This window comes from Nocardia sp. NPDC052566, assembly GCF_044547285.1.
Classification (GTDB): domain Bacteria; phylum Actinomycetota; class Actinomycetes; order Mycobacteriales; family Mycobacteriaceae; genus Nocardia.
Map to the genome: position 1 here is coordinate 1,114,283 of NZ_JBIUAF010000003.1, position 24,333 is coordinate 1,138,615.

24 protein-coding genes are annotated in these 24,333 nt (G+C 69.1%); 11 read left to right on the forward strand and 13 right to left on the reverse strand.

Annotated features, from left to right (window positions below):
* Positions 1–97 precede the first annotated feature (97 nt).
* The gene (locus tag ACIG5A_RS18875; protein ID WP_397241486.1) at positions 98–1,195 is read left to right on the forward strand and encodes an adenosine deaminase; all 1,098 of its coding nucleotides are present in this window, start codon (positions 98–100) and stop codon (positions 1,193–1,195) included.
* Between the two features lie 113 nt (positions 1,196–1,308).
* Positions 1,309–1,980: a hypothetical protein gene (locus tag ACIG5A_RS18880; protein ID WP_397241487.1), complete on the forward strand. Its 672-nt coding sequence runs from the start codon at positions 1,309–1,311 to the stop codon at positions 1,978–1,980.
* A 141-nt stretch (positions 1,981–2,121) separates the two neighbouring features.
* On the opposite strand, the gene ACIG5A_RS18885 is transcribed toward ACIG5A_RS18880, so the two are convergent.
* The 5 genes from ACIG5A_RS18885 to ACIG5A_RS18905 form a co-directional block, all read right to left on the reverse strand.
* Positions 2,122–3,375, reverse strand: a complete 1,254-nt coding sequence (locus ACIG5A_RS18885; protein ID WP_397241488.1) for a primosomal protein — start codon at positions 3,373–3,375, stop codon at positions 2,122–2,124.
* 42 nt (positions 3,376–3,417) lie between these two features.
* Positions 3,418–3,738 (reverse strand): YbaB/EbfC family nucleoid-associated protein, encoded by a 321-nt coding sequence (locus ACIG5A_RS18890; RefSeq protein ID WP_397241489.1) that lies wholly within the window; start codon positions 3,736–3,738, stop codon positions 3,418–3,420.
* An 88-nt stretch (positions 3,739–3,826) separates the two neighbouring features.
* Positions 3,827–4,204 (reverse strand): hypothetical protein, encoded by a 378-nt coding sequence (locus ACIG5A_RS18895; protein WP_397241490.1) that lies wholly within the window; start codon positions 4,202–4,204, stop codon positions 3,827–3,829.
* Positions 4,201–5,304, reverse strand: a complete 1,104-nt coding sequence (locus ACIG5A_RS18900) for a C40 family peptidase (RefSeq protein WP_397241491.1) — start codon at positions 5,302–5,304, stop codon at positions 4,201–4,203. Before ACIG5A_RS18900 ends, ACIG5A_RS18895 begins: the two co-directional genes overlap by 4 nt.
* Before the next feature lie 3 nt (positions 5,305–5,307).
* The gene (locus ACIG5A_RS18905; protein WP_397241492.1) at positions 5,308–5,631 is read right to left on the reverse strand and encodes a type VII secretion target; all 324 of its coding nucleotides are present in this window, start codon (positions 5,629–5,631) and stop codon (positions 5,308–5,310) included.
* 145 nt (positions 5,632–5,776) lie between these two features.
* Here ACIG5A_RS18905 and upp point away from each other — a divergent pair, with 145 nt between their 5' ends.
* The gene (gene upp, locus ACIG5A_RS18910) at positions 5,777–6,400 is read left to right on the forward strand and encodes a uracil phosphoribosyltransferase (RefSeq protein WP_397241493.1); all 624 of its coding nucleotides are present in this window, start codon (positions 5,777–5,779) and stop codon (positions 6,398–6,400) included.
* 6 nt (positions 6,401–6,406) lie between these two features.
* Here the strand turns inward: upp and ACIG5A_RS18915 are convergent, their stop codons facing one another.
* The 3 genes from ACIG5A_RS18915 to ACIG5A_RS18925 form a co-directional block, all read right to left on the reverse strand.
* Complete coding sequence (locus tag ACIG5A_RS18915; protein WP_397241494.1) at positions 6,407–6,634, reverse strand: hypothetical protein; 228 nt, start codon at positions 6,632–6,634, stop codon at positions 6,407–6,409.
* Positions 6,635–6,728: 94 nt separating this feature from the next.
* A complete protein-coding gene (locus tag ACIG5A_RS18920; RefSeq protein WP_397241495.1) occupies positions 6,729–8,270 on the reverse strand; it encodes a phospho-sugar mutase in 1,542 nt (513 codons plus the stop codon).
* A gap of 2 nt (positions 8,271–8,272) precedes the next feature.
* Complete coding sequence (locus ACIG5A_RS18925; protein WP_397241496.1) at positions 8,273–9,052, reverse strand: purine-nucleoside phosphorylase; 780 nt, start codon at positions 9,050–9,052, stop codon at positions 8,273–8,275.
* 246 nt (positions 9,053–9,298) lie between these two features.
* On the opposite strand from ACIG5A_RS18925, the gene ACIG5A_RS18930 reads away from it, so the two are divergent.
* The 3 genes from ACIG5A_RS18930 (at position 9,299) to ACIG5A_RS18940 (ending at position 12,479) form a co-directional block, all read left to right on the forward strand.
* Positions 9,299–10,000 (forward strand): enoyl-CoA hydratase-related protein, encoded by a 702-nt coding sequence (locus ACIG5A_RS18930; RefSeq protein ID WP_397241497.1) that lies wholly within the window; start codon positions 9,299–9,301, stop codon positions 9,998–10,000.
* Positions 10,001–10,065: 65 nt separating this feature from the next.
* Complete coding sequence (locus ACIG5A_RS18935; protein ID WP_397241498.1) at positions 10,066–11,295, forward strand: M20 family metallopeptidase; 1,230 nt, start codon at positions 10,066–10,068, stop codon at positions 11,293–11,295.
* A gap of 17 nt (positions 11,296–11,312) precedes the next feature.
* A complete protein-coding gene (locus tag ACIG5A_RS18940) occupies positions 11,313–12,479 on the forward strand; it encodes a M20 family metallopeptidase (RefSeq protein ID WP_397241868.1) in 1,167 nt (388 codons plus the stop codon).
* 73 nt (positions 12,480–12,552) lie between these two features.
* Here ACIG5A_RS18940 and ACIG5A_RS18945 read toward each other — a convergent pair whose 3' ends face one another.
* Positions 12,553–13,029, reverse strand: a complete 477-nt coding sequence (locus ACIG5A_RS18945) for a gamma-glutamylcyclotransferase (RefSeq protein ID WP_397241499.1) — start codon at positions 13,027–13,029, stop codon at positions 12,553–12,555.
* 402 nt (positions 13,030–13,431) lie between these two features.
* Here ACIG5A_RS18945 and ACIG5A_RS18950 point away from each other — a divergent pair, with 402 nt between their 5' ends.
* From ACIG5A_RS18950 to ACIG5A_RS18965, 4 genes are all read left to right on the forward strand, one after another.
* Positions 13,432–14,832: an NAD(P)H-quinone dehydrogenase gene (locus ACIG5A_RS18950; RefSeq protein ID WP_397241500.1), complete on the forward strand. Its 1,401-nt coding sequence runs from the start codon at positions 13,432–13,434 to the stop codon at positions 14,830–14,832.
* 307 nt (positions 14,833–15,139) lie between these two features.
* Entirely contained in the window at positions 15,140–16,132 is a 993-nt protein-coding gene (locus tag ACIG5A_RS18955) for a hypothetical protein (protein ID WP_397241501.1), read from the forward strand.
* A 73-nt stretch (positions 16,133–16,205) separates the two neighbouring features.
* On the forward strand, positions 16,206–17,252 hold the full coding sequence (locus ACIG5A_RS18960; protein WP_397241502.1) for a hypothetical protein: 1,047 nt from the start codon (positions 16,206–16,208) through the stop codon (positions 17,250–17,252).
* A 136-nt stretch (positions 17,253–17,388) separates the two neighbouring features.
* Positions 17,389–18,576, forward strand: coding sequence for a PLP-dependent aminotransferase family protein (locus tag ACIG5A_RS18965; protein WP_397241503.1), 1,188 nt, complete (start codon positions 17,389–17,391; stop codon positions 18,574–18,576).
* Here ACIG5A_RS18965 and glpK read toward each other — a convergent pair.
* Entirely contained in the window at positions 18,558–20,057 is a 1,500-nt protein-coding gene (glpK, locus tag ACIG5A_RS18970) for a glycerol kinase GlpK (protein ID WP_397241504.1), read from the reverse strand. The two genes, ACIG5A_RS18965 and glpK, sit on opposite strands and share 19 nt — an antisense overlap.
* 242 nt (positions 20,058–20,299) lie before the next feature.
* Here glpK and glpD point away from each other — a divergent pair, with 242 nt between their 5' ends.
* Complete coding sequence (glpD, locus tag ACIG5A_RS18975) at positions 20,300–22,033, forward strand: glycerol-3-phosphate dehydrogenase (RefSeq protein WP_397241505.1); 1,734 nt, start codon at positions 20,300–20,302, stop codon at positions 22,031–22,033.
* Positions 22,034–22,054: 21 nt separating this feature from the next.
* Here the strand turns inward: glpD and ACIG5A_RS18980 are convergent, their stop codons facing one another.
* The 3 genes from ACIG5A_RS18980 to ACIG5A_RS18990 all read right to left on the reverse strand — a co-directional run bounded on the left by ACIG5A_RS18980 (position 22,055) and on the right by ACIG5A_RS18990 (position 24,331).
* Entirely contained in the window at positions 22,055–23,299 is a 1,245-nt protein-coding gene (locus tag ACIG5A_RS18980) for a sensor histidine kinase (RefSeq protein WP_397241506.1), read from the reverse strand.
* A gap of 41 nt (positions 23,300–23,340) precedes the next feature.
* A complete protein-coding gene (locus ACIG5A_RS18985) occupies positions 23,341–24,000 on the reverse strand; it encodes a response regulator transcription factor (RefSeq protein ID WP_397241507.1) in 660 nt (219 codons plus the stop codon).
* A 130-nt stretch (positions 24,001–24,130) separates the two neighbouring features.
* Positions 24,131–24,331: a hypothetical protein gene (locus ACIG5A_RS18990; protein WP_397241508.1), complete on the reverse strand. Its 201-nt coding sequence runs from the start codon at positions 24,329–24,331 to the stop codon at positions 24,131–24,133.
* Positions 24,332–24,333: the final 2 nt, after the last annotated feature.

The window sequence follows — 24,333 nt, forward strand, 5'->3', positions numbered from 1 at the left end:
ACGTGACCACCGACACACCGCCGGCCCCCGACGTTGCCTACGTCGCACCTGAGTCCGGCTTGAAGACACGGGGAGGCGGAGCGGCTAGCGTGTGGGAATGACAGGACCGATGCCTTTGACCCTTGCCTCGATCCGCCAAGCTCCGAAGGCGCTGCTGCACGACCACCTCGACGGTGGCCTGCGGCCCGCGACCGTGCTGGAGCTCGCCGCCGATTGCGGTTACGACCAGCTACCCGCGACCGACGCCACCACCCTCGGCGCCTGGTTCCGGGACGCGGCCGACAGCGGATCGCTGGAACGCTACTTGGAGACGTTCGCGCACACTGTCGCGGTGATGCAGACCCCGGAGGGGTTGCGCCGCGTCGCCAGGGAGTGCGCGGAGGACCTCGCCGAGGATGGTGTGGTCTACGCCGAGGTGCGGTTCGCACCCGAACAGCATCTGGAGCGCGGGCTGACGCTCGACGAGGTGGTCGAGCACACCCTCGCCGGGTTCCGCGAGGGCGAGGCCGCGGCGGCCGCCGCGGGCAGGCCGATCGTGGTGGTCTGCCTGCTGACCGCCATGCGCCATGCCGCGCGCTCGCGCGAAATCGCCGAGCTGACAGTGCGTTTCCGCGATCGTGGCGTCGGCGGTTTCGATATCGCGGGCGCCGAAGCGGGTTTCCCGCCCAGCCGCCACCTGGACGCCTTCGAATACATGCGGGCCAACAGCGCGCACTTCACCATTCACGCGGGTGAGGCGTTCGGGTTGCCCTCGATCCACGAGGCGCTGGCGTTCTGCGGCTGCGACCGGCTCGGCCACGGCGTGCGCATCACCGACGACATCACCGTGCCCGGCGCGATCGAGGACGCTCAGCTCGGGCTGGTCGCGAATTACGTGCGGGACATGCGGATTCCGCTCGAGCTGTGTCCGTCGTCGAATGTGCAGACCGGTGCGGTGCCCTCGCTGGACAAGCATCCCTTCGATCTGCTCGCGCGCCTGCGCTTCCGCGTCACGGTGAACACCGACAACCGCCTCATGAGCGACACCAGCATGAGTCGCGAAATGCTCAAGCTCGCCGACACTTTCGGCTACGGCTGGAGCGACCTCGAGCGCTTCACCATCAACGCCATGAAGTCCGCCTTCATCCCCTTCCCCGAACGCCTCCGCATCATCGACGACATCATCAAACCCGGCTACGCCGTCCTGCTCGGCTAGCGCAGGCCGAATGTCCACACCTTTGTCGCAGCTGCACACCCTCTGTAAAGGGTGTGCAGCTCGCACAGGGGTGTGCAGCTGCGACAAGGCGCGGCAAGTTAGCGTGGCTAACCGTGAAGGTTTTGCGGATCCCCAGACGGTTCAACGGCCCGCCCGATTCCGGTAACGGTGGTTATGTGGCGGGGTTGCTTGCCGGGCAGCGGGATGAGGACGCGGTGACGGTGGTGCTGCGGAGTCCGCCGCCGCTCGATATCGCGTTGCGGGTGCATGCGGGCAGTCTGTTCGATGGCGCGACATTGATCGCGGAGTCTCGCGGCGGAGCGTTCGAACGTGAGGTGCCGCAGGCGGTTTCGCTCGCGGAGGCGACTGTGGCGGCGAGTGCCTACCAGGGCAACGAGATGTTCTCGTCCTGCTTCGTGTGTGGCAGCGCTCGCCAGGACGGTCTGCGTATCGAGGCCGGGGCCGTCGGGGACGGCCGGGTGGCTGCGCCGTGGACGCCGGACGACTCGCTGCCGGTGGACACCGCGCTGATGTGGGCCGCGATGGATTGTCCCGGCGGCTGGTCGCTGCCCGATATGTTCGACCGGCCCGCCGTCCTCGGGTCGATGACCGCCACCGTGCACGCACTCCCGGAGGTCGGGGAACCGTGCGTGGCGGTCGGCGAGAACCACGGCGACCACGGCCGAAAGTCCTACGCCGCCACCGCCCTCTACGGCGCCGACGACCGCCTCCTCGGACGCGCGGAACAGGTCTGGATCCGCTTGAACCAGGAACGCATCAACTGATTTCGTAAGTACATGGGTAACTCGCCGGGTACGCCCAGAACCTAGCCACGGTGCCAACCGCCGGCCGCCAACGCTGACTGGCCAGGCACTCGGTCTGGCCAAAAGTCGCGGGGAGGCGGACAAGCTCCGCTTGAACTAGCGCTACTGCTGGTCGAGTCTGGCCTCGAACGCTCTTTCCAGCTCCCGCCAGCCCTGGGCCTCGTCGGCGAACGGCGGGTTCGGGGCCAGCCGGGTCGGGTCGGGGTTGAGCAGGTAGGAGACGTACCAGCCGAGCGGGGTGGACTGGGCGAGTGCACGCTCGACCGCGTCGTCCTCGGCGTAATCGGCTGCGTCGGTGAACAATTCGACCGCGAGATCGAGCTGTTCGACGTCGACGGTCTCCGGGCCCTCGGCCAGATCGTCGGCGAGGCCGGGCAGCACGTAGACGTTCTCCTCGGTGACCTCGACCTCGAGCGAACCGTCCACCGCGGCGGTCTGCACATCGGTGTAGGTGCTCACCCGCGACAGATCGTGCTCGTGGTCGTCGGCCAGGTAGCGGGCCAGCGCGCGCTCGGAGCCGAACACGGTGATCGACCCGTCCTTGCCGAGGAAGATCGGTTCGTCGTCGAGGTAACAGCGCAGCGTGAAGTACGTGCCGTCGGCGGTGACGATCTTGACCGGGTCGATGCCGACCTCGCTCCAGAACGAGTCGTCCTCGTCCTCGTCTTCGTCGTCCTCCTCGTCGAGGTCGACCGCCTCGAACTCCTCGTCCTCATCGCTGTCGGCCGCATCGTCGGCGTCGACCACGTTCTCCTCGGCGGCCAGCAGCTCGGCCTCCGCGACGGCGACCGCCTCCGCGTCCACGTCCGGGGTGCGCACCACCGAGTCGATGGCGTCGAGCACGGCGTCCCAGTCCTTGGCGATGGCGGCGCCGATCTGGTCCCAGAGTTCCTCGCCGTCGCGGCCGACGAAGGCGCTGACCCCGCCGGGCAGCGCGCCGAGCACCGGATGCGACCCGAAGAACTTGGTCACCACCTCCAGCTCGCACACCTCGCCGATATTGCGCACCATGCCGAGGGTGTCCTCCAGCTCGGCGACGGTGTCCACCTCCGGATCGCCCGCGGCCAGTTCGGGCACGGCGACCAGATCGAAGGTGAAATTCTCCTCGGGCTCCAGCTCGACGGCCGACAGCCCGGCGACCACCTTCCATGCGGGATGGTCGACGAGGTCGTTGTCGGAGTTGGTCCGGATGAACGCGGCCAGCTCGGCAACGGTCTCGAAACCGTAGAGGGAGTCCTCGTGTCCGAGGAACGCCTCCCACTCGTCGTCACCGTCTCGCCAGCGCGGTGCCCACAGGGTGACGAGATCGCCGTCGGTCAGGCCGAGCTCGATCGGGACGATGTCTCCAGAAGCCATGTGCGGAAGCCTATCGAGCTTCCGGCTCAGGCACTATCCGGCCTACCCCCCAAGTGTTCCCGGCGCGTCCTGTTGGCCGGGGACGAACGACTCGTTCAGTGTCGCAACGACCTTCGAGCGCTGGGTTCCCGCGTCCTCCGCGGCCTGCCTGCAGGCCCAAAGGATCAGCCGGCCGACCTCGGCGGGCGGCATGGCGGTCACCGACTCCGACAGCTGCAGCGCGACCAGCGCGCCATCGCTGTTGACCTCGGCCGACACGGCGCCGTCCTCGGTGGTGAACCGGCCGCGCACCTGCTTCAGGCCGTACAGCGCGGCCTCCAACGCCTCCAGCTTCTGCGTCGCCTGTGCGACCAGAGCATCCATCTCCGCGCTCATAACCGTGTCTCGCCGGCGCTCGGCTCCGTCATGACCGCGACGGTGGCTGTGCTCATTGTTCGCTCGCTGCGCTCACTCATACGGGCCTCATCCAGGTCGTCGGTCCGGTGTCGGCGTCGTCGATGCGGTCGAGTTCGTCGACAGCGGCCTTGCGGGTGGGCAGGCCGAGCTTGTCGAGGATGTCGTCCGGCATGCCGGATTCGGCGAGTTGCTCGCGTCGGCGCGCCTTGGCGACGATGGTGGAGCGCTGGGTGAGCCGCAGGATCTCGTTCGCCAGAGTCTGTGCGCCGTAACGGTATTCGCTGCGCTCGAAGGTGATCTCCACCGGCATGCCCTGGTCGGTGGCGCGCACCGAGATGGTGCCCGATCTGTTGGTGCTACCCGCCACTGTGACGTTGGGGATCGGTGGCTTCGGCGCAGCTGTGCCGGTATTTCGCTCGCTGCGCTCGCTCATGCCGTCGGCCTGTAGAAGCCGTAGAAGTCCATGCCGATGTTCTCCGTTCGAATCGCGCTGATCTGGACCGGGTTGCCTGCCTCGACGAACTGCCCGTTGCCGATCACCATGGCCACGTGGCCATCCCAGATGGCCAGGTCGCCCGGCATCAGGTCGCCCGGTGACACCGGCTGGCCGACACTCTGCTGGTTGGCCAGCCGTGGCAGGTCGACGCCGGCCTCACCGTAGGCGCATTGGGTGAGCCCACTGCAATCGAGACCGACCCCCGGTGTATTGCCGCCCCACACGTAGGGCGTGCCGACGGCGCCGAGCGCCGCGCGCACGGCCGTCGCGGCCTTCTCGTTGGGCGCCTCGACGATGCTGCCGTCGGGTAGCTGGATCTTCACCCCGGTGCCGGTGGGCTTGCCCGGTGTCGACGGCGCCTGTTGCGTGCCGGGGGAGGAGCCCTGGGTATTCGGCGTGCCCGCCGTGCTGGACGATTTGAGCAGCCCGCTCAGCGTCTGGCCCGCGCTGCCCGCCAGTCCCGTCACCGCGGACAGCACCTGCTGGACGCCCTGCGTGGCCTGTGTGCCCACCCCCGCGAGCGCGGGCGCGGTGGGCGGCGGCGGGGTGAGTTCGGACATCGCGGCGGTGTGCGTGCCGAGCTCGTTCTGCACCCGGCCGACCACGCCGAGCGCCTGGTTCAGATGGTCGATGGCGGAGCCGACGATGAAGGCGAGCCCCTCCGGGGTGGCCAGCGCGGGCCCGGTCTTGGCCACGGTGTCGACGAACGACTGCGCGATGCCGGTGAGGTCCTTCTTGCCCGTCTCGACCTCGGCGGCGGCCTGGCCGACCACGGTTGCCATGTCGTTGCCGCGATCGGAGATGGTGGCCGCCGATGTCTGCACCCGCAGTGCCTTGGCGGTGGCGGCATCGGCCGCGACGCCGTCCCACGCGGTGTTCATCGCGTTGATGCTGTCGCGCCCGAGCTGGTGCACCTGATCGACGGTGGTCGAGGTCCGGCGCAGCTGGTCCGCGGGGCCGTCGGTGGGCAGTACGCCGGGCCCGAAGCTGGCGAGTAGATCGAAGAGCGGTGTGGCCAGTGCGCTGAGATCGAGCATGAGTCACACGTCCAGTCCGGAGCTCGCGGACGTGATGGCGTCCGTTGTGCTCCGGTCGGTTTCGGTCAGCGCGGCAGCGGCCACCGAGGTCGCGCCGCCGATGCTGGTGAGCACCGCGGCGAGCTGGCCGATAGCGGCGACGTGTCCCGCGTGCACCGCGGCGTAGGCGGCCATGAAATCGCCGCCGACGAGGCCGAAGATCGGGCCGAGAAGCGCGGGTTCCGCCCCCGCCGCGCTGACGCCCGCCGCGGCCATCTCACCGGACATCACATCGGCACTCGCGGCATAGGCTGCGATGCCTTCGGTGTCCGCAGACATCTTTCGCATCAGAGCTTCCCCCATCTGTGGTTCCCAGGCAGAGTACGTCATCCACTTAGTTCGACGCGCCCTCTTCCCGATCGGTTCCCGCACCGCACAAGAAAAATCGGGTGGAGGATCGGCGGTGAACCCGAACCGACTTTATCGTTCCCTCATGCGCACCGACACCGTGGCTCATCCACTCGCCGCCGCCCTGCTCACCACCATGCGGGACTTCCGATCGGCCAATCCGGTCTTCCGCGCCGCGTTGCGCGATCTCACCGGCATCCTGATCTACGAGGCGCTGCGCGAGGCGCCGGTGACCACATTCCAGGTGACAACGCCGGTCGCGTTCGCCGAGGGCGCGCGCCTCGCCGCGCCGCCGCTGCTCGTTCCGGTCCTGCGCGCCGGGCTCGGCATGGTCGAGGCCGCCGCCGAGCTGATCCCCGACGCGAGGGTCGGTTTCGTCGGCATCGCCCGCGACGAGCAGACCCATCAGCCGGTGCCGTACATGGAATCGCTGCCCGACGATCTGTCCGAGATCCCGGTCTACGTCCTCGACCCGATGCTGGCCACCGGCGGCTCGATGCGGCACACGCTCGAGCTGCTCGCCGCGCGCGGCGCCACCGATATCACCGCGATCTGCGTCGTCGCCGCACCGGAAGGCATTGCCGCGCTGGAGGCATCGGGACTGCCGGTCCGCCTGGTCACCGCCGCGATCGACGCCGGACTCAACTCCGACGCCTACATCGTCCCCGGCCTCGGCGACGCCGGTGACCGCCAATTCGGGCCGCGCTAGCCCGGCTCACTCACCGTCCGGCTGGACGAACAGTTCCAGATGTGCGCACTCGCGGCACCGATAGGCGTCGATCGGATAGCGCAGGCCCCCTGATCGCTGCACGCCACCTAGCCGGTTGCGCTGCAGCGGTCCGGAAATCCACCGGGCGCGTGCCCACGCGGATAGGCCGGTGTCCTCGATGTATCCGAGCTCCAGCCCCGTCGCACCGCAGTGGGTGCAATGCAATTCCTCCATTCAGCGATGATCCCTGAGCGTGTCCGCGCTGGTCGCGGAATCGGCCGAAGGTCATCTTCGGGCCCGGCGGCGGGTATGGGAGCCCGCGGCCGGGTCAGAGTTGCTCGCAGAACGCGCGCAGCGCCGAGAGCTGTTGTGCCGCGCTGGTTCTCGCGGCCGACAGGCCCGCCCGATCGTCGACCGGTTCGACGACCTCCAGGTAGCACTTCAGCTTGGGCTCGGTGCCGGAGGGACGGATCACGATGCGCGCCGAGCTGCCCTCGAAAACCAGTGCGTCGGTGCGCATTCGGCCGCGCACCTGCGACATGTCGGTGTATTTGACCGGCGCACCGGCGATTTCGTCGGGCGGCGCCGCGCGCAGCCGCGCGACCATGGCCGCGCCGTCGGCCACGTCGGCGAGCCGCAGCGAGACCTGATCGCCCGCGTGCAGCCCGAATTCGACCGCGTAGTCGTCGAGTTCGTCGATCAGCGATCGCCCGGCCGCCTTCAGCGCGGCGACCAGATCGGCGGCGACCACGGCGGCGGAAATGCCGTCCTTGTCGCGCACCGCCGCGGGGTCGACGCAGTGGCCGATCGCCTCCTCGTACGCGTAGACCAGGCCGTCGCCCGCCCTGGCGAGCCATTTGAAGCCGGTGAGCGTCTCGGCGTAGCGCGCGCCGCGCGCCGTCGCCACCTTCGACAGCAGCCGCGAGGACACGATCGTGGTGGCCACCAGCGCATCCGGCGGCGCGGTGCGCAGCACCCGGTCACCGAGCAGCACGCCGGTCTCGTCGCCGCGCAGCATCCGCCAGCCCGCCGGGGTCGGCACGCCGATGGCGCACCGGTCGGCATCGGGATCGAGCGCGATCGCGAGATCCGCGCCGACGCGGTCGGCGAGCGTGAGCAACAGGTCGGTGGCGCCGGGCTCCTCCGGATTGGGGAACGCGACGGTGGGGAACGCGGGGTCGGGCTCGAATTGCTCGGCGACCACGTGCACATCGGCGAATCCGGCCGCGCGCAGCGCCGCCACCGCGGTCGCGCCGCCGACCCCGTGCAGCGCGGTGAGCGCGATCCGGATATCGGCGCGCGCGCCCGCACCGCCGATCGCCCCGGGCAGCGCCGCGACCCGCGCAAGATACCGGCGCACCAGTTCCTCGCCCGCGTCGTTTCCGTCGCCGACCGCGGCGGTGATCCGCGGATCGAGGCCGCCCGCCGCCGGATCGGCGCGCGGAATCGGTTCGCGCACCGCGTCGATCGCCGTTTCGATCTCGGCGTCCGCGGGCGGGATCAGCTGCGCTCCGCCGTCCAGGTAGACCTTGTAGCCGTTGTCGGTCGCCGGATTGTGCGACGCGGTGATCTGCACACCGGCCACCGCGCCGAGCTCGCGCACCGCGAACGCGACGAGCGGAGTCGGCAGCGGGCGCGGCAGCGTCAGCACCGAGAAACCGGCGGCGGCAAAGATTTCCGCGGTGGCGGCGGCGAACTCGGCGGAGCCGTTGCGCGCGTCACGGCCGACGACGACAACGCCGCCGCCGAGGCAGCGCCCGCGCAGCCAGTCCGCCAGGCCCGCGGTCGCCCGCGACACCGTATCGACGTTCATCCCGTCCGGACCGTCTTGCAGCGGCCCGCGCAGCCCGGCCGTGCCGAACCGGAGCACGGCTACAGCCGTTCCAGCACGCCGCGCAGCAGTTTGCCCAATCGCGGTGCGGCGGCGTGCCCTTCGGCGAGCACCTCGGCATGCGACAGGTGCGCGCCGGTCACGCCCGCGGCCAGATTGGTCACCAGCGAGATGCCGAGCACCTTGGCGCCGAGCGCGCGGCAGGCGATGGCCTCGAGCACCGTCGACATGCCGACCAGGTCGGCGCCGATGGTGCGCAGCATTTTGATCTCGGCGGGGGTCTCGTACTGCGGCCCGGTCAGGCCCGCGTACACGCCCTCGGTCAGGCTCGGATCGATATCCTTTGCCAGCGCACGCAATTCGGGATCCCAGGCGTCGACGAGATCGACGAAGGTCGCGCCGGTCAACGGGGTGCGCGCGGTGAGGTTGAGATGATCGCTGATGAGCACCGGCTCACCGACCCGCAGGCCGTCCCTGATGCCGCCCGCCGCATTGGTGAGCAGCACGGTTTCGGCGCCCGCGGCGACCGCGGCGGCCACCGGGTGCACCACCTCGGTCGGCTGATAGCCCTCGTACAGGTGCTGGCGGCCCATCAGCAGCAGCACCGGCGTGTCGCCGACGGCGACCGAATGCACCATGCCGACATGCCCCTGCGCGCTCGGCGTCCCGAACCCGGGCAGTTCGGGCATCGGCACCGAGGCCGTCGGCGTGCCGATCTCCGCGGCCGCCTCCTGCCACCCCGATCCGAGCACCACCGCGACCCGGTGGCGCTGCACTCCAGTACGTTCGGCGATCGCCTGAGCGGCCTGTTCGGCAAGCATGTAACGAACTGTATCTAATCTGCCGCGCTGTGTTGGATTTGTGCCGCCTCCGGCGGCACGGGTTGGCGGCCCTTGACGGCCGCCAACCGGTCGCTCGTAAGACTCGCTCCGGACGGGGTGTTCAGTGCTTTGAAGGGGTGCGCCCTCCGGCGGAGCGAATCGGGTGTTCGACGGTCGAGCGCGGTAGCTGTGAGGATTGCTACCCGTGAGTAGAAGACCGGCGGCGCGGCGCGCTAATCTGCTCGCATGCCGTATCTGGAACGTGACGGAGATGTGTTCGTGCTGTACCTCGGGAACGAGGGGCAGACCGACAGTGAGAACCGCTTCCATCCGGACTGGATCGATGAATTCCATGGTCTGCTGGACAAGGTCGAGGCCAGTGAAGGGCCCGGCGCGCTGGTGACCACCGCGAGCGGCAAGTTCTACAGCAACGGTCTCGACACCGACTACCTGTTCGGCAACTGGGACGCGCGCTACGGCTACCTGGACCGCGTGCACTCGCTCTACACCCGCCTGCTGCAGTTCCCGCTGCCGACCGTCGCCGCGCTCAACGGCCACGCCTTCGGCGCGGGCGCCATGCTGGCCACCTCGCACGACTTCCGGGTGATGCGCGCCGACCGCGGCTTCTGGTGCCTGCCCGAGGTGCACCTCGGCATGCCGTTCACCGTCGGCATGAACGCCCTGCTGACCGAGCGGCTGACCAACCAGGTCTGCGTGCAGGCGATGACCACCGGCTACCGCTACCCGGCCGACGAGGCGATCGCCGCGGGCATCGTCGATGCCAAGGCCGATGCCGATGCGTTGCTGGCGAGCGCCGTCGCCCGCGCGGCGGCACTGGCGGGCAACCGCAAGCCGAATCTGCCGATCATCAAGAGCGCGCTGCACGCCACCGCGCTCGCCGGTCTCGCGGTGCCGACCACCCCGGAGAACCTGGCGTTCGCCGGCTGATAACCCGTCGGCGTACCTGACGACCCGCTGCGCCCGATTCGTGACGCAGTGCAACACTGTGTGCCATGCCACCACCGCGCAGCGGCCGAGATGATTCGCCAGGCGAGGACCGCACGGTCGCCTATGCCCCGGCGGACAAGGCGATCTCGGCCGCGGCCGCGGAGTTGATCGAGCTCTCGCACGCCATCCACGCCGAGCCCGAGCTCGCGTTCGAGGAATCGCGCAGCGTCGCCAAGACCATCGCGCCACTGGCCGAGCGCGGCTTCGAGATCCGGACCGGTGTGGCCGACCTGCCGACCGCCTTCCGCGCCAGCTACGGCAGCGGCGCGCTCACCGTCGGCATCTGCGCGGAGTACGACGCGCTGCCCGAGATCGGACACGCCTGCGGGCACAACATCATTGCCGCCTCGGCGGTCGGCGCCGCGCTCGGCCTGGCCGAGGTCGCCGACGCGCTCGACCTCACCGTGCTCGTCTTCGGCACGCCCGCCGAGGAGAGCGGCGGCGGCAAGGTGCTGATGCTCGAGCACGGCGTGTTCGACGACGTGGCGATGGCGATGATGGTGCATCCCGGCCCCTTCGACATCGTCGGCGCGCGGTCGCTGGCCATGTCGGATCTGTCGATCGTGTTCCACGGCAGGGAGGCGCACGCGAGCGCCGCGCCGGAGCGCGGGCGCAACGCCGGTGACGCGGTCACCGTCACCCAGGTTGCCCTCGGATTGCTGCGGCAACATCTCCAGCCCGGACAGCAACTGCACGGTATAGTCGGCGACGGAGGCGTAGCCCCCAATATCGTGCCCGGACGTGCGGAACTGCTGTATTACCTACGCGCAGTCGACTCCGCATCCCTCGACGATCTGATGCGACGGGCGTCGGATTGCTTCGCGGCGGGTGCCCTCGCGACCGGCTGCACACACGAAATCCGGACGGTCGCGCCGACATATACCGAGCTGACCCCGGACCCGGCGTTACTGTTTGCCTACCGCGAACAGATAACCGGATTGGGGCGGGTGCCGATCGCACCGGAGCTCGAGGCGCAGCGACCGCTCGGGAGTACGGACATGGGCAACGTCACCAACGTCATCCCGGGCATCCACCCGGTCATCGGCATTGATGCCGGTGGCGCAGTGACACACCAACCAGGCTTCGCCGAGGCGAGCGTCAATGCCTCGGCGGATCGCGCGGTCACCGACGGCGCGCTCGCGCTCGCGCGTACCGCTATCACCGTCGCCCGCGATGGAGAACACAAAGACAGGTTGTTGCAACGGTTAGTTCAACGACAGGAGGAGCACCGGTGAGCACTACCGGCCGCTCGGTGGTATCGACCACCGGGCAGGAAGCGGTCGAGGCATGGCTGGCCGAGCACACGGTCGATCTGGTCCAGTGGCGCAGGCACATCCACGCCAACCCTGAGCTTTCCCGCACCGAGTTCGCCACCACCGAGTTCGTCTCGGCCTGGCTGACCAAGGCGGGACTCACGCCGCAGAAGATGCCGGGTAGCACCGGCCTGCTCTGTGACATCGGGCCGATGGACGGACCGCGCATCGGATTACGCGCCGATATGGACGCCCTTCCGCTGCAAGAGTTCACCGGGCTCAGCTTCGCTTCCACCGTGCCGGGCGTCTCGCACGCCTGCGGGCACGACGCGCACACCACGATCCTGCTCGGCACCGCGCTCGCGCTGGCCGAGCTCGACCTGCCGGTCGGTGTCCGGTTCGTCTTCCAGCCCGCCGAAGAGGTGATGCCGGGTGGCGCCATCGACATGGTGGCCGCGGGCGCGATGGAGGGCGTCGACCGGATCTTCGCGCTGCACTGCGATCCCCGGCTCGAGGTCGGCCGGGTCGGCATCAGGGTCGGCGCGATCACCTCGGCCGCCGACACCATCGAGCTGGTGCTCGACTCACCGGGCGGGCACACCTCGCGTCCGCATCTGACCAGCGACCTGGTCTACGCGATCGGCACCGTGATCACCGGACTGCCCGGGCTGCTCAGCCGCCGCATCGACCCCCGCACCAGCACCGTGATGGTGTGGGGCGCGGTCTCGGCGGGCAAGGCGCCCAACGCGATTCCGCAGACCGGCATGCTCACCGGCACCGTGCGCACCGGCGACCACGCCACCTGGTCGCTGCTGGAACCGATGGTGCGCGAGATCGTGGACGGGCTGCTCGCCCCGACCGGGGTGCGCTATCAGCTCAACTACAAGCGCGGTGTACCGCCCGTGGTCAACGACGAGCATTCGACCAGGATGTTCGAGAACGCGATCCGCGAACTCGGCGCCGACTCGCTCGCCGACACCATGCAGTCCGGCGGCGGCGAGGATTTCTCCTGGTACCTGGAGGAAGTGCCCGGCGCGATGGCCCGCCTCGGCGTCTGGTCCGGACACGGCGAGCAGCTCGACCTGCACCAGCCGACGTTCGATATCGACGAGCGTGCGCTGGCCGTCGGTGTGCGGGTGCTCAGCAACATCGTGTTGCAAGCCTGAGTAGTCGCAATCCTGAGCAACTGAACAACACTTCGCGAAACGGCCGCCCCGATCGGGGCGGCCGTTCTTGCCTCTAGCCGAAGTTTCCGGGGCCGACATTGCGGCTGTTGCGCGTGCGTAGCGCGTGCACGTAATCCTCTGGCGCGCCCGCCTTCTCGGCGGCGTCGGCGATCACGCCGATGTACCTTGCCGAGGGCAGGCCGCCCTCGTAGGCGTCGAGCACGTACAGCCATGCCAGGGTCGGCTCGGTCCCGACCTCCGGGCTGCGGGTGACCCGCAGCCGAATCTTCTTGTGTATCCCGAAATCGGAGCCCTCCCAGCGGTCGAGCCGCTGCTCGTCCTCCGGGGACACGTCGTACAGCACGACGAAGACCCGGGAACCCGGCTCTTCGACGACGGTGGCCAGCGGCCCCTCCCACCCGATGTCATCGCCGGCGAACGTCAGCCGCCAGCCCTCCAACCAGCCCGTTCCGGACAGGGGGGAGTGCGGACAGCGCTCGAGCATCTGCGATGAGTCCATGTTGGACCCATAGGCGGCGTAGATCGGCACCAGGAAAGGGTAGCCAATAACTCACCGAGAACACCCATAACTGTGTTCGATTTACCGCGCCTGTGTTTGATTTGCCGCGCCTGCGGCGCGGCGTGTTCGCGGCCCCCTGGTGTCTCGCGTCCGAGCGGCCGAGACTCGCGCCTTCGGCGCATGCGCTTCGGCCGCTCGGACGCGAGACGGGCCGCGAACGGCGCTCGTAAGACTCGCGCTGTACGGGGCTGGGAGCGTGACATTGCTCGCGGACCACGGGATGGGCGTGTTCGGCGGTGGCGCGTGACGTCGCTCTCTATCGGGCGGTTGGGGCCGCGAACAGTGTGAACCAATGGGGGTTGCGGAGTGCTCGCCCGATAACGTATGGGGGTACCGGAGATCCCGGTTCAACTGCTCGAAGCGGAGGTATCAATGACCCGCATTGCGATCATCGGTGGCGGACCGGCCGGTTACGAGGCGGCGCTGGTGGCATCTCAGCACGGCGCCTCGGTGACGTTGATCGACTGCGACGGCATCGGCGGCGCGTGCGTGCTGTGGGATTGCGTCCCGTCCAAGACATTCATCGCCTCGACCGGTGTGCGCACCGATCTGCGCCGGGCCCGTGCCCTGGGCATCACCCTGGACCCGAGCCAGGCGCAGATCCAGCTGCCCGAGGTGAACGCGCGCGTGAAGGAACTCGCGCTGGCGCAGTCCTCCGATATCCGCTCCAAACTGCAGGCCGCCGGCGTCACCTTGCTGCCGGGCCGCGGTGAACTGCTCGATCCCGTCTTCGGTCTCGCGCACCGGGTGCTGGCGAAGCTGGCCGACGGTACCGAGCAGATCGTCGAGGCCGAGGTGGTGCTGATCGCCACCGGTGCGAGCCCGCGGGTGCTGCCCGGCGCCGAACCCGACGGCGAGCGCATCCTGAACTGGCGCCAGCTCTACGACCTGGAAGAGCTGCCGGAAACCCTGGTTGTCGTCGGTTCCGGTGTCACCGGCGCCGAATTCGTCTCCGCCTACACCGAAATGGGTGTGCGGGTGAAGCTGGTGTCCAGCCGCGACCGGGTGCTCCCCGGTGAGGACCAGGATGCCGCGCTCGTGCTCGAGGACGCGTTCGCCGAGCGTGGTGTGGAACTGGTCAAGCACGCGCGCGCCGACGCGGTGGAGCGCACCGCGGAGGGCATCGTGGTGAAGCTGTCCGACGGTCGCACGGTGACCGGCACACACGCGCTGATGACCGTCGGCTCCACGCCCAACACGGGCGGCCTCGGCCTCGACCGGGTCGGCATCGAACTCGACCGCGGTGGTTATCTCCGGGTGGACCGGGTGTCGCGCACCTCGGTGCCCGGCATCTACGCCGCGGGCGACTGCACCGGCCTGCTGCCGCTCGCCTCGGTGGCCGCGATGCAGGGCCGCATCGCCATGTACCACGCGCTCGGCGAGGGCGTCAGCCCGATCCGGTTGAAGACGGTCGCCTCCGCGGTGTTCACCCGTCCGGAGATCGCCACCGTCGGTGTGAGCCAGACCGCCATCGACAACGGCGAGGTACCGGCGCGCACCGTGATGCTGCCGCTGAACACCAACCCGCGCGCCAAGATGTCGGGCCTGCGCCGCGGTTTCGTCAAGATCTTCTGCCGTCCCGCGACCGGTGTGGTCATCGGCGGCGTCGTCGTCGCGCCCATCGCGTCCGAGCTGATCCTGCCGATCGCCCTTGCGGTACAGAACAATCTGACCGTGAACGATCTCGCGCAGACGTTCTCGGTATACCCGTCGCTCACCGGTTCGGTGACCGAAGCGGCCCGTCAGCTGATGCGCCACGACGACTTGGATTGATCTCGGGCCGCCGCTGATTCAGGGGGCTTGCATTCGCGAGTGTTCTTGTCATTTGGTGCGTTTGGTTCGCGTTGCCTGTCCGGCTCACTTGTGGTTCACTTCCCGCAAGAGATGCGATCGACGGGCGGTCGTGTGGTTGTCGTGTTGGGGGAGTTCACTTTTCCAAACCGGGAGCGCCGAAAGCCCCCGGGTCGTTCCGTGACCGAGCGTCTCGTCAGGGACGACTGAGCGCGGCCGGGCCCGGTCGCGCTCGGGAAAGGGATAGCGAAAAGTGAAACATCGTAAGCCGACTCGGGTAGAGCGAGCGATGGCGAGCACGTCGTTGCCACTGGCCACCGCGGCCGCCGTGGCCACCCTCTTCGCCGCTCCCGCCGGAGCAGCTCCGAACGATCCGCCCACTGTCGTCCCGACCGTGCCGCCGACCGCCCCGGCCCAGCCGGGCACCGGCAACGACGCGCCGACCGCGGAGACGCCGAAGCCGGATCAGCAGAAGCAGCCGGAGACCACCAAGCCGTCGCCGAGCCCGAGCCCGAGCCAGCCCGGCGTCACCACCCCGGATCCGAATCAGGTGATGCCGAACCCGGGCACTAAGCCGGGTTCGCCGACGCAGCCCGGTGTGACCACCCCGCGTGTCGCGCCGCTGCCGGTGCCGGGACAGAGCGGGCAGGACAAGCCCGCCTCGATTCCGAATCCGGCGCCCGGCGTCGAGCAGCCCAAGCCCGCGGAGCCCGGTGCCGCGAAGCCCGCCACCCCCGGTGCCGATACCGGCACACCGGCCGAGCCCGCGGAAACGCAGACCGTGGTGCAGAACCCGCGCTGGCAGTCGCCGCGGCTGGAGTCGGCGCCCGCCGCTCCGGTCGTCGAGATGGAGGGCCCGCACCTCGAGGTCGGCGCGAACGTCGACGGCGGCGCGGTGCTGCCCGGCTTCGTCGCCAACACCCACCACTTCAGCAACCAGGCCGGTTACGTAGGCACCATCGGCTACCGCACGCCGACCGGCGTCGGTGAGGCCGGTCTGTCGGTCGAGTTCATCGACGTCAACACCATCAAGGTCACCAGCTACACCGGTGGCGAGGGCCTGGCGGACAACAAGTCCGAGACCATCCTCGACACCACCCAGCTGAATATGGCGAAGGCCGCGGTGGAGCACTGGATTCAGTCCCAGCCCGGTGGCGCCGAGGCGCTGGAGGCCGCCAGGCAGGCTAAACTGCCGCCGATCGTGCCGCCGGGTGATGTGGCGCCGCAGTCGGTCGACGTGGGTGGCGTGCACAGCCAGTGGGGTGGGTCGCTGCAGTACTGACACGTACTGATTCGATGGGTGGGGCGGCCGTTCGCGGCCGCCCCACCCATGTGTCTTGGGGAAAGGATGGGGCGTGGCCTCCGAGGGTGATGCGAAGGACAACGAGTCCGACCGCTCCGCGTCCGAGTTCGGCCCGCCGATCTCCGCCGCGGGCGGCGAATTCGGGCCTCCGGTAGCGGAATTCGGGCCGCCCGTCACCGAGTTCGGCCCGCCCGTCGCCGGCTTCGGTGGACCGGTGGCCGAATCCGGCGGCGCGCAGTGGCCCGACCCCGCCGCAGATCATCCCGAGCTCGGTTGGCGACCGGCCTCCGACGCGGTGCCGCCCGCACCGCAGTACCGTGCGCCCGACACCACGGTCTTCCCGGCGCCGCCTGTTCCAGCGCCGCCGGTGACCCCGGCGCAGCCGCCCGCGTCCTCCGATCCGACGGTCCGGCATTCGACCATGCCCGCCGAACCCCAGGGCGAGACATGGTGGAACCGTGCGGACGAACCGGCCGAGCCGCCGGCATCGCCCGCGTCGCCGCCGGGCTTGTCGTGGGCCGACGATCCGATCGCGCAGCGGCTGGCGCCGAGCTTCCAGCGGGCCGCGCCGCCGCCGCCGAAGCAGCGCTCCCGCACGCCGTTGATCGTGTCCGGCAGCGTCGCCGCGGTCGCGGTGCTGGTCGGCATCGCCGCCCTCATCATCGCGTTGACCAGTGGCAACGAGCCCGATGGGCCGAAGACGCCGCAGGCGAGCCCCGGTGCGACGCTGAGCTGTCCGGCCAGCAAGGACGGAAAGGTGACGGTCGGCAACGGCCCCGGTGACACCGCCAGCGGCGCGGGCGCGATCTTCGGCTTCCAGTACGCGTTCTATGTCGAGCGCAGCGGCGAGCGAGCCAGGAAGTTCGTCGCGCCCGACAACGAGAACGTGTCGTCGGCCGAGATCATCCAGAAGGCCATCGATGAGCAGATACCCGCAGGCACCACCCATTGCGTGCGGATCACCGATGTCGGCTCCGGCGCCTACGACGTCGATCTGACAGAGCACCGCCCGGACGGTACGACCAACGTCTACAAGCAGACGGTGGTCACCGCACACCGCGACGACAAGTACCTGGTCAAGTCCATCGGCGAGCGCTAGCTCCACCGCACGCGACCGTCGCCGGTCCGCCTGTTCGTCCGCCGGTCCCATCATTCGGGAAACGAATTTCATCCCATGATCGCTCGTATGCGACAGTGGGAGCATCCCCGCATCAGGGCATTCTTCGGAGGTTTCCATGTCGCCGGTCTTCCCACCGCTCGCGAACAAGCTCGGCGAGCTGAAGAGCTCGGCGATTCGCGATCTGCTCAAGCTCACCAGCCGCGCCGACATCATCGGCCTGGCGGGCGGACTGCCGGACGCGGACCTGATGCCGCGCGAGCGGCTGGCCAAGGCCGCCGAAGGGGCGCTCAGCGACAACAGCTGCCTGCAGTACACCGAATCGCCCGGCTGGCCCGCGCTGCGCGCGGTGCTCGCCGCGCGGGAATCGGCGAAGCTCGGCCGCACCGTGCCGGTCGAGGAGGTGTTCGTGACACACGGCTCGCAGCAGGCGCTTTCGCTGCTCGCCGAGGTGTTGCTCGATCCCGGCGCGCTGGTGATCGTCGAGGATCCGGCGTATGTCGGTGCACTGCAAGTGTTCCGGGCCGCCGGCGCGCGCATCGTCGCGGTCCCGCTCGACCGCGAGGGCATGCGCACGGATCTGCTCGCCGAACTGCTCGCGCGCGGTGAGCGCCCGGCATTCGTGCACACGGTGAGCAACTTCCACAATCCCGGCGGTGTCACCATGAGCCCGGCGCGGCGGCGCGAGCTCGCGGAATTGGCCGACGCGCACGGCTTCTGGGTGATCGAGGACGATCCGTACGGTGAGCTGTGGTTCGACAATCCGGCGCCCGCGCCGGTGGCGACCTACTCCCGCAACGTGATTCGGCTGTCCAGCTCGTCGAAGATCCTCTCGCCCGCGCTGCGGGTCGGCTGGCTCGTCGCGCCCGATCCGGTGTGCCGCGCGGTCGAACTGCTGAAACAGGGTGCGGACCTGTGTGGTTCGGCGCTCACCCACCAGATCGCCGCCGAACTGCTGGCCGACGAGGCCTGGCTCACCGCCCACATCGATACCGTCCGTGCGGCATACGGCGCCCGCGCCAAGGCGCTGGTGCATGCCTTCCGCGCTCGCTTCGGCGACCGCGCCACCTGTACCGACGCCTCCGGCGGCATGTTCGTCTGGGCCGACTTCACCGACGGCACCGACACCGAGGCGCTGCTGCCCAAGGCGCTCGACGCGGGCGTCGCCTATGTGCCGGGCTCCGCCTTCGCCGTCGACGGCGGCTACCGCAACTCGATGCGCATGTGCTTCACCACCTCCGAGGCGGCGACCCTGGAACAGGCCATCGACCGCCTGGCCCGCGCCGCTCAGTCCACCCAGTTGTAGGTGCGCTCGACCGCCTTGTTCCATGCGGTGAGGTGGTCGTCGCGGTCGGTGTCGGACATGGTCGGCGACCACGTCTTGTCGGCGGCCCAGTTGGCGCGGATGTCGTCGGTGCCCGACCAGTAGCCGACCGCGAGGCCTGCGGCGTAAGCCGCACCGAGCGCGGTGGTTTCGTTCACCACCGGGCGCACGACGGGCACGTCGAGTATGTCGGACTGGAACTGCATCAGCAGGTCGTTGCCGACCATGCCGCCGTCCACCTTGAGGGTGGTCAGCTCCAGGTCGAGGTGTTCGGATTCGGCGTCGGCGCGCATCGCGTCGACCACCTCGCGGGTCTGGAAAGCGGTGGACTCCAACACCGCTCGCGCCAGGTGCGCCCTGTTGACGAAACGGGTGAGCCCGGCGATCACGCCGCGCGCGTCCGGGCGCCAGCGCGGCGCGAAGAGCCCGGAGAACGCGGGCACGATGTAGGCGCCGCCGTTGTCGGCGACGCTGGCGGCCAGCGGCTCGATCTCCTCGGCGGACCCGATGATGCCAAGGTTGTCCCGGAACCATTGCACCAGCGAGCCGGTCACCGCGATGGAGCCCTCGAGCGCGTACACCGCGTCCTCGGCGCCGAGCTGATAGCAGACCGTGGTGAGCAGTCCGTGCTTGCTGAGCACCGGCGTCGTCCCGGTGTTGAGCAGCATGAAATTGCCGGTGCCGTAGGTGTTCTTGGCCTCGCCGGGCGACAGGCAGGCCTGTCCGAAGGTCGCAGCCTGCTGGTCGCCGAGTATCCCTGCCACCGGAATGCCTTGCAGCGGACCGGAGTTGATCTCCGCGTACACCTGCGAGGAACTCACGATGCGCGGCAGCATCGATTCCGGCACCCCGAATTCCGCGCAGATGTCCGGATCCCATTGCAGCGTGCGCAGATCCATCAGCATGGTGCGCGAGGCGTTGGTCACGTCGGTGATGTGCTCACCGGTCAGGTTCCACAGCACCCAGCTGTCGATGGTGCCGAAACACAGCTCGCCCGCCGCGGCCCGCTCGCGCGCGCCGTCGACGTGGTCGAGGATCCAGCGCAGCTTCGGCCCGGCGAAGTAGGTGGACAGCGGCAGGCCGGTGCGGTCCTGGTATCTGGTCGGCCCGAGGTCGCCGCCGAGTTCGGTGACCAGCCGGTCGGTGCGAGTGTCCTGCCAGACGATGGCATTGTGAATCGGCTTGCCGGAGGCGCGATCCCACACCACCGTGGTCTCGCGCTGGTTGGTGACGCCGACCGCGGCGATCTCGCCCGCGGCGACACCGGTGCGCTCCAGTACCTCACCGAGGACGAATTCGGTATTGCGCCAGATGGATTCCGGATCGTGTTCGACCCAGCCGGGCCGCGGGAAGATCTGCTCGTGTTCGCGCTGGGCGACGCCGACGACGCGACCCTGCCGGTCGAAGACGATGCACCTGCTCGATGTCGTGCCCTGATCGATGGCGGCCATATAGCGACGCATTCGTGCAGGCTACTAAACGAAGCGCGCGGTGTGTCCCATTTGCGTCCCTCGCGGCGCGGACGGCGCTGCGTTAGTGTCGATCTTGGTTACCCATCGGTAGTGGTCGGCGACACGGATAGTGCGCGGGAACCGGAGATCCGTAGCGATTCGCATAGCCTGTACCAGAGCAGCTCGATCGTGTGCCCGGAGAAGACCCAAACGTCGTCTACACCCGACGCAGGCGTCGGCTGGAGGAGTCGAGCATGACCAAGAAACCGGAATCGCAGTTCCTCGGCCCGCAACAGCGGCTATCGGCGTGGGAGCGGCTCGGTAAGGAGCACTTCGACGTCGTCGTCATCGGCGGTGGCGTGGTCGGCGCGGGCATCGCGCTCGACGCGGCGACCCGCGGGCTGCAGGTGGCGCTTGTCGAGGCCCGCGACCTGGCTTCCGGCACGTCGAGCCGCTCGTCGAAGATGTTCCACGGCGGCCTGCGGTACCTCGAGCAGCTGGAATTCGGCCTGGTGCGCGAGGCGCTGCGCGAGCGCGAGCTCGCGCTGTCCACGCTGGCGCCGCATCTGGTCAAACCGCTGCGGTTCCTCTATCCGCTGACCCACCGGGCGTGGGAGCGGCCGTACGTGGCCGCGGGCCTGGTGCTGTACGACACCATGGGCGGCGCCAAATCCGTTCCGGGACAACGGCACCTGACCCGCGCGGGCGCGCTGCGGCTGGCCCCCGGCATGAAGCGCACCTCGCTGATCGGCGGCGTCAGCTACTACGACACCGTCGTCGACGACGCCAGGCACACCATGACCGTCGCACGCACCGCCGCGCACTACGGCGCGGTGATCCGCACCTCCACCCAGGTCGTCGGCTTCCTCCGCGAGGCCGACCGGGTGGTCGGGGTGAAGATCCGCGACAGCGAGGACGGGCGGACCAGCGAGGTGCGCGCGCACGTGGTGATCAACGCGACCGGCGTGTGGACCGACGAGGTGCAGGCGCTCTCGCACAACAAGGGCCGGTTCCATGTGCGCGCGTCCAAGGGCGTGCACATCGTGGTGCCGCGCGATCGCATCGTCAGCGATACCGCCATCATCCTGCGCACCCCGACCTCGGTGCTGTTCGTCATTCCGTGGGACGCGCACTGGATCATCGGAACCACCGACACCGACTGGAATCTCGACCTCGCTCATCCCGCGGCGACCAAGGCCGATATCGACTATCTGCTCGATCACGTCAACCAGGTGCTGGTCACCCCGCTGACGCACGGCGACATCACCGGCGTCTACGCGGGCCTGCGGCCGCTGCTGGCCGGGGAGAGCGACGAGACGTCCAAGCTCTCGCGCGAACACGCGGTGGCCAGGGTCGCGCCCGGCCTGGTCGGCATCGCCGGCGGCAAGTACACCACCTACCGGGTGATGGCCTACGACGCGGTAGACGAAGCGGCACAGGACATTCCGGCCCGCGTCTCGCCGTCGATCACCGAGAAGGTGCCGCTGCTCGGCGCCGACGGCTATTTCGCGCTGGTGAATCAGACGGTGCAGCTGGCCGAGGCGTACGGCGTGCATCCGTACCGGATCAAGCACCTGCTGGACCGCTACGGCTCGCTCATCGACGAGGTGATGGCACTGGCGGACGGCAAACCCGAACTGCTGCAGCCGATTACCGACGCGCCCTCCTACCTCCAGGTGGAGGCGGTGTACGCGGCCGCCGCCGAGGGCGCGCTGCATCTGGACGACATCCTGGCCAGGCGCACCAGGATCTCCATCGAGTACTCCCATCGCGGCGCGGACTGCGCCGAGCAGGTGGCCAACCTGGTCGCGCCGATCCTCGGCTGGGACGAGGACGAGATCGACCGTGAGGTGAAGACCTACCAGGCCCGTGTCGACGCGGAGGTCCGCTCGCAGACCCAGCCCGACGATACGTCCGCCGACGCGCTGCGGATCGCGGCTCCGGAACCCCGCCCGGAGATCCTGGAGCCGGTCCCGCTGGACAGCTAGTAGGTCAGGAACTCGGTCACGTCAGGAACTGAGCGGCGGCGGTGGCAGCGCGATCGAGGCGATCGTGCCGCCGCCCGCCGCGGGCTCCATGCTCGCGCTACCGCCGTGCAGATCCGCGATCCAGGCAACCAGCGCGAGCCCGATGCCACTGCCGCGCCCGCTGGTCACGCCCCGCTGGAACGGATTGCTCGACACCTGCGGATTCAGCCCGGCGCCGTGATCGCGCACGCTGACCCGCCCCTGCGCCACATACACCTCGACGGGCGCGTTCGGATTGACCGCACCGTGCGTGATGGCGTTCTCGACCAGGTTGCGCACCGCGAGACTCAGCAGTGCCGGATCGCCGACGACCACCGAGGGTTCGGTGCGCACCTCGATGTTCTTGCCGTGGAATTCCTCGACCACCGATTCGGCGAGCTGATCCAGCAGCAGCTGCACCCGCTCCATCTTGGTGACGCCTGCCTGCATTCTGGCGCGGGCGAGCAGGCCCGCCACGATTCGTTCCATCCGGTCGCCGAGCGCCCGCGCGTCGAGCAGCGCGCGCTCGACCTCGTGCGGTGTGCGCCTGCGCGGTTCGGAGACCAGCCGCAAGGTGGCCAGCGGCGTGCGCAATTCGTGCGCGGCGTCGCCGAGGAAGCGTTCCTGTTCGTCGACCATCACCACGGCCTGGCGCAGGCTGCGTCCCGACAGCACGTGTGCGGCACAGGCGGACGCGATGACGAGCACCAGCCCGCCGACCACGAGACCCCACAGCAGCAGCGCCCGATCCTTGTCGCGCGCACCGGGATTGGTTCCGACGATGATGGCCGCGCGCACCTCGGTGTCCTCGAAGGTCAGCGACCGCGCGGCGAGCCGGATGGGGCGCCCGACGCTGTCGACGTCGTTGCGGAACAGCGTCTGGTCCGTCTGGAACACGTCGTCGGCCAGCGCCCTGGTGCTCTCTTCGCTCGGCATCCAGGAACGCAGGTGGTCGTAGGTGTCGACCCACTTGCCGTCGCTGTTGGCGGTCAGGATCAGTACGCCCATATCGCCGTTCGCGACGTCGTACTTCTTGAGTTGGTCGGTGTCGATGACGTCTTCTTCGGGTTTGAGATTGACGCCGTGCCACAGCGCGGTCGTCACCCGATCCAGGGAGTCGTCGACGGTCTTGTCGCGTGAGCGCCCGTCGATGGTGGCGGCCACGAGCCCGAGGATGATCAAACAGGTCGCGGTGATCGCGGTGATCAGCGCGGTCAGCTGCCAGCGGGTCCGGCGTAGCCGGGCCACGGCAGGGCGGGCATCTGACGTGGAGATGGTGGTGCGAATGGTCAGATTCCGATCATGAAGCCGGTGCCGCGAACTGTTTCGATCACCGGGGGAGCTCCGAGTTTGCGGCGCAGCTGGGCGATCACGGCGTCGACGACGTTCGATGCGGGCTCGGCCATTTCGTCCCAGCAGCATTCGATGAGTTCGGTCCGCGAGACGACGTTGCCCGCGCGGGTGGCGAGCAGTTCGAGCACGGCGAACTCTTTGGGGGTCAGCGAGCGCAGAATGCCCGCGCGCATCACGCGGCGGCGCGGCAGGTCGATGTCGATATCGCCGAATATGAGCCGGGCCGGGGCCGGATGCTCGCGGCGGCGGCACAGCGCGCGCACGCGTGCGGTGAGTTCGGGCAGCGCGAAGGGTTTCACCAGGTAGTCGTCGGCGCCGTGCTCGAATCCGGCGACACGGTCGGCGATGCCGTCGCGCGCGGTGAGCATGAGCACCGGCACGCTGTGCCCGGCCTGCCGTTTGGCGGCGACCAGCTGGAGACCGTCCCCGTCGGGGAGGCCACGGTCGACGACGAGGCAGTCGTAGGTGTTGACCGAGGTCTTGAAGTCCGCGTCCGCGAGATGGTTGGCGAGGTCGACCGCGAATCCGGCCGAGCGCAGGCCAGCGGCCACTTCCAGGCCAAGGCCCTCATCGTCCTCTACCACCAGTACTCGCACGAGCGTTGATGATATGGCCGCTCAGCAGCGAGGACCATATTTGTTTCACTTTTGTTCGCTGAGCTAACGGTATTGCGGGTGGCCCGACGCCCCTCGGGCCACCCCTACCCCTTGATAAACCTATAAAATTTCAGTAGGTGTAGAGATCCCAGCCGTCGCCCGCCTGGACGCACTCCCACTGGGTGCCGCCGGTCTTGGGCGAGTTGCCGTCGGCGGCGCAGCCGTCGTAGGTCGCGTAGTTGCCGATCCACGCGGCGTTGGCGATACCGGTACCCGCGGCGAGGGCGCCGATGACGAACACGCTGGCGGCGATCGCGGACTTGATCTTCATGG

Coding starts and splice junctions, on each gene's coding strand:
- ACIG5A_RS18875 (WP_397241486.1), top strand. CDS start 98: ATGACAGGACCGATGCCTTTGACCCTTGCCTCGATCCGCCAAGCTCCG.
- ACIG5A_RS18885 (WP_397241488.1), bottom strand. CDS start 3,375: ATGGCTTCTGGAGACATCGTCCCGATCGAGCTCGGCCTGACCGACGGC.
- ACIG5A_RS18890 (WP_397241489.1), bottom strand. CDS start 3,738: ATGGATGCTCTGGTCGCACAGGCGACGCAGAAGCTGGAGGCGTTGGAG.
- ACIG5A_RS18895 (WP_397241490.1), bottom strand. CDS start 4,204: ATGAGCGAGCGCAGCGAGCGAAATACCGGCACAGCTGCGCCGAAGCCA.
- ACIG5A_RS18900 (WP_397241491.1), bottom strand. CDS start 5,304: ATGCTCGATCTCAGCGCACTGGCCACACCGCTCTTCGATCTACTCGCC.
- ACIG5A_RS18905 (WP_397241492.1), bottom strand. CDS start 5,631: ATGCGAAAGATGTCTGCGGACACCGAAGGCATCGCAGCCTATGCCGCG.
- upp (WP_397241493.1), top strand. CDS start 5,777: ATGCGCACCGACACCGTGGCTCATCCACTCGCCGCCGCCCTGCTCACC.
- ACIG5A_RS18915 (WP_397241494.1), bottom strand. CDS start 6,634: ATGGAGGAATTGCATTGCACCCACTGCGGTGCGACGGGGCTGGAGCTC.
- ACIG5A_RS18925 (WP_397241496.1), bottom strand. CDS start 9,052: ATGCTTGCCGAACAGGCCGCTCAGGCGATCGCCGAACGTACTGGAGTG.
- ACIG5A_RS18930 (WP_397241497.1), top strand. CDS start 9,299: ATGCCGTATCTGGAACGTGACGGAGATGTGTTCGTGCTGTACCTCGGG.
- ACIG5A_RS18935 (WP_397241498.1), top strand. CDS start 10,066: ATGCCACCACCGCGCAGCGGCCGAGATGATTCGCCAGGCGAGGACCGC.
- ACIG5A_RS18950 (WP_397241500.1), top strand. CDS start 13,432: ATGACCCGCATTGCGATCATCGGTGGCGGACCGGCCGGTTACGAGGCG.
- ACIG5A_RS18955 (WP_397241501.1), top strand. CDS start 15,140: ATGGCGAGCACGTCGTTGCCACTGGCCACCGCGGCCGCCGTGGCCACC.
- ACIG5A_RS18965 (WP_397241503.1), top strand. CDS start 17,389: ATGTCGCCGGTCTTCCCACCGCTCGCGAACAAGCTCGGCGAGCTGAAG.
- glpK (WP_397241504.1), bottom strand. CDS start 20,057: ATGCGTCGCTATATGGCCGCCATCGATCAGGGCACGACATCGAGCAGG.
- glpD (WP_397241505.1), top strand. CDS start 20,300: ATGACCAAGAAACCGGAATCGCAGTTCCTCGGCCCGCAACAGCGGCTA.
- ACIG5A_RS18990 (WP_397241508.1), bottom strand. CDS start 24,331: ATGAAGATCAAGTCCGCGATCGCCGCCAGCGTGTTCGTCATCGGCGCC.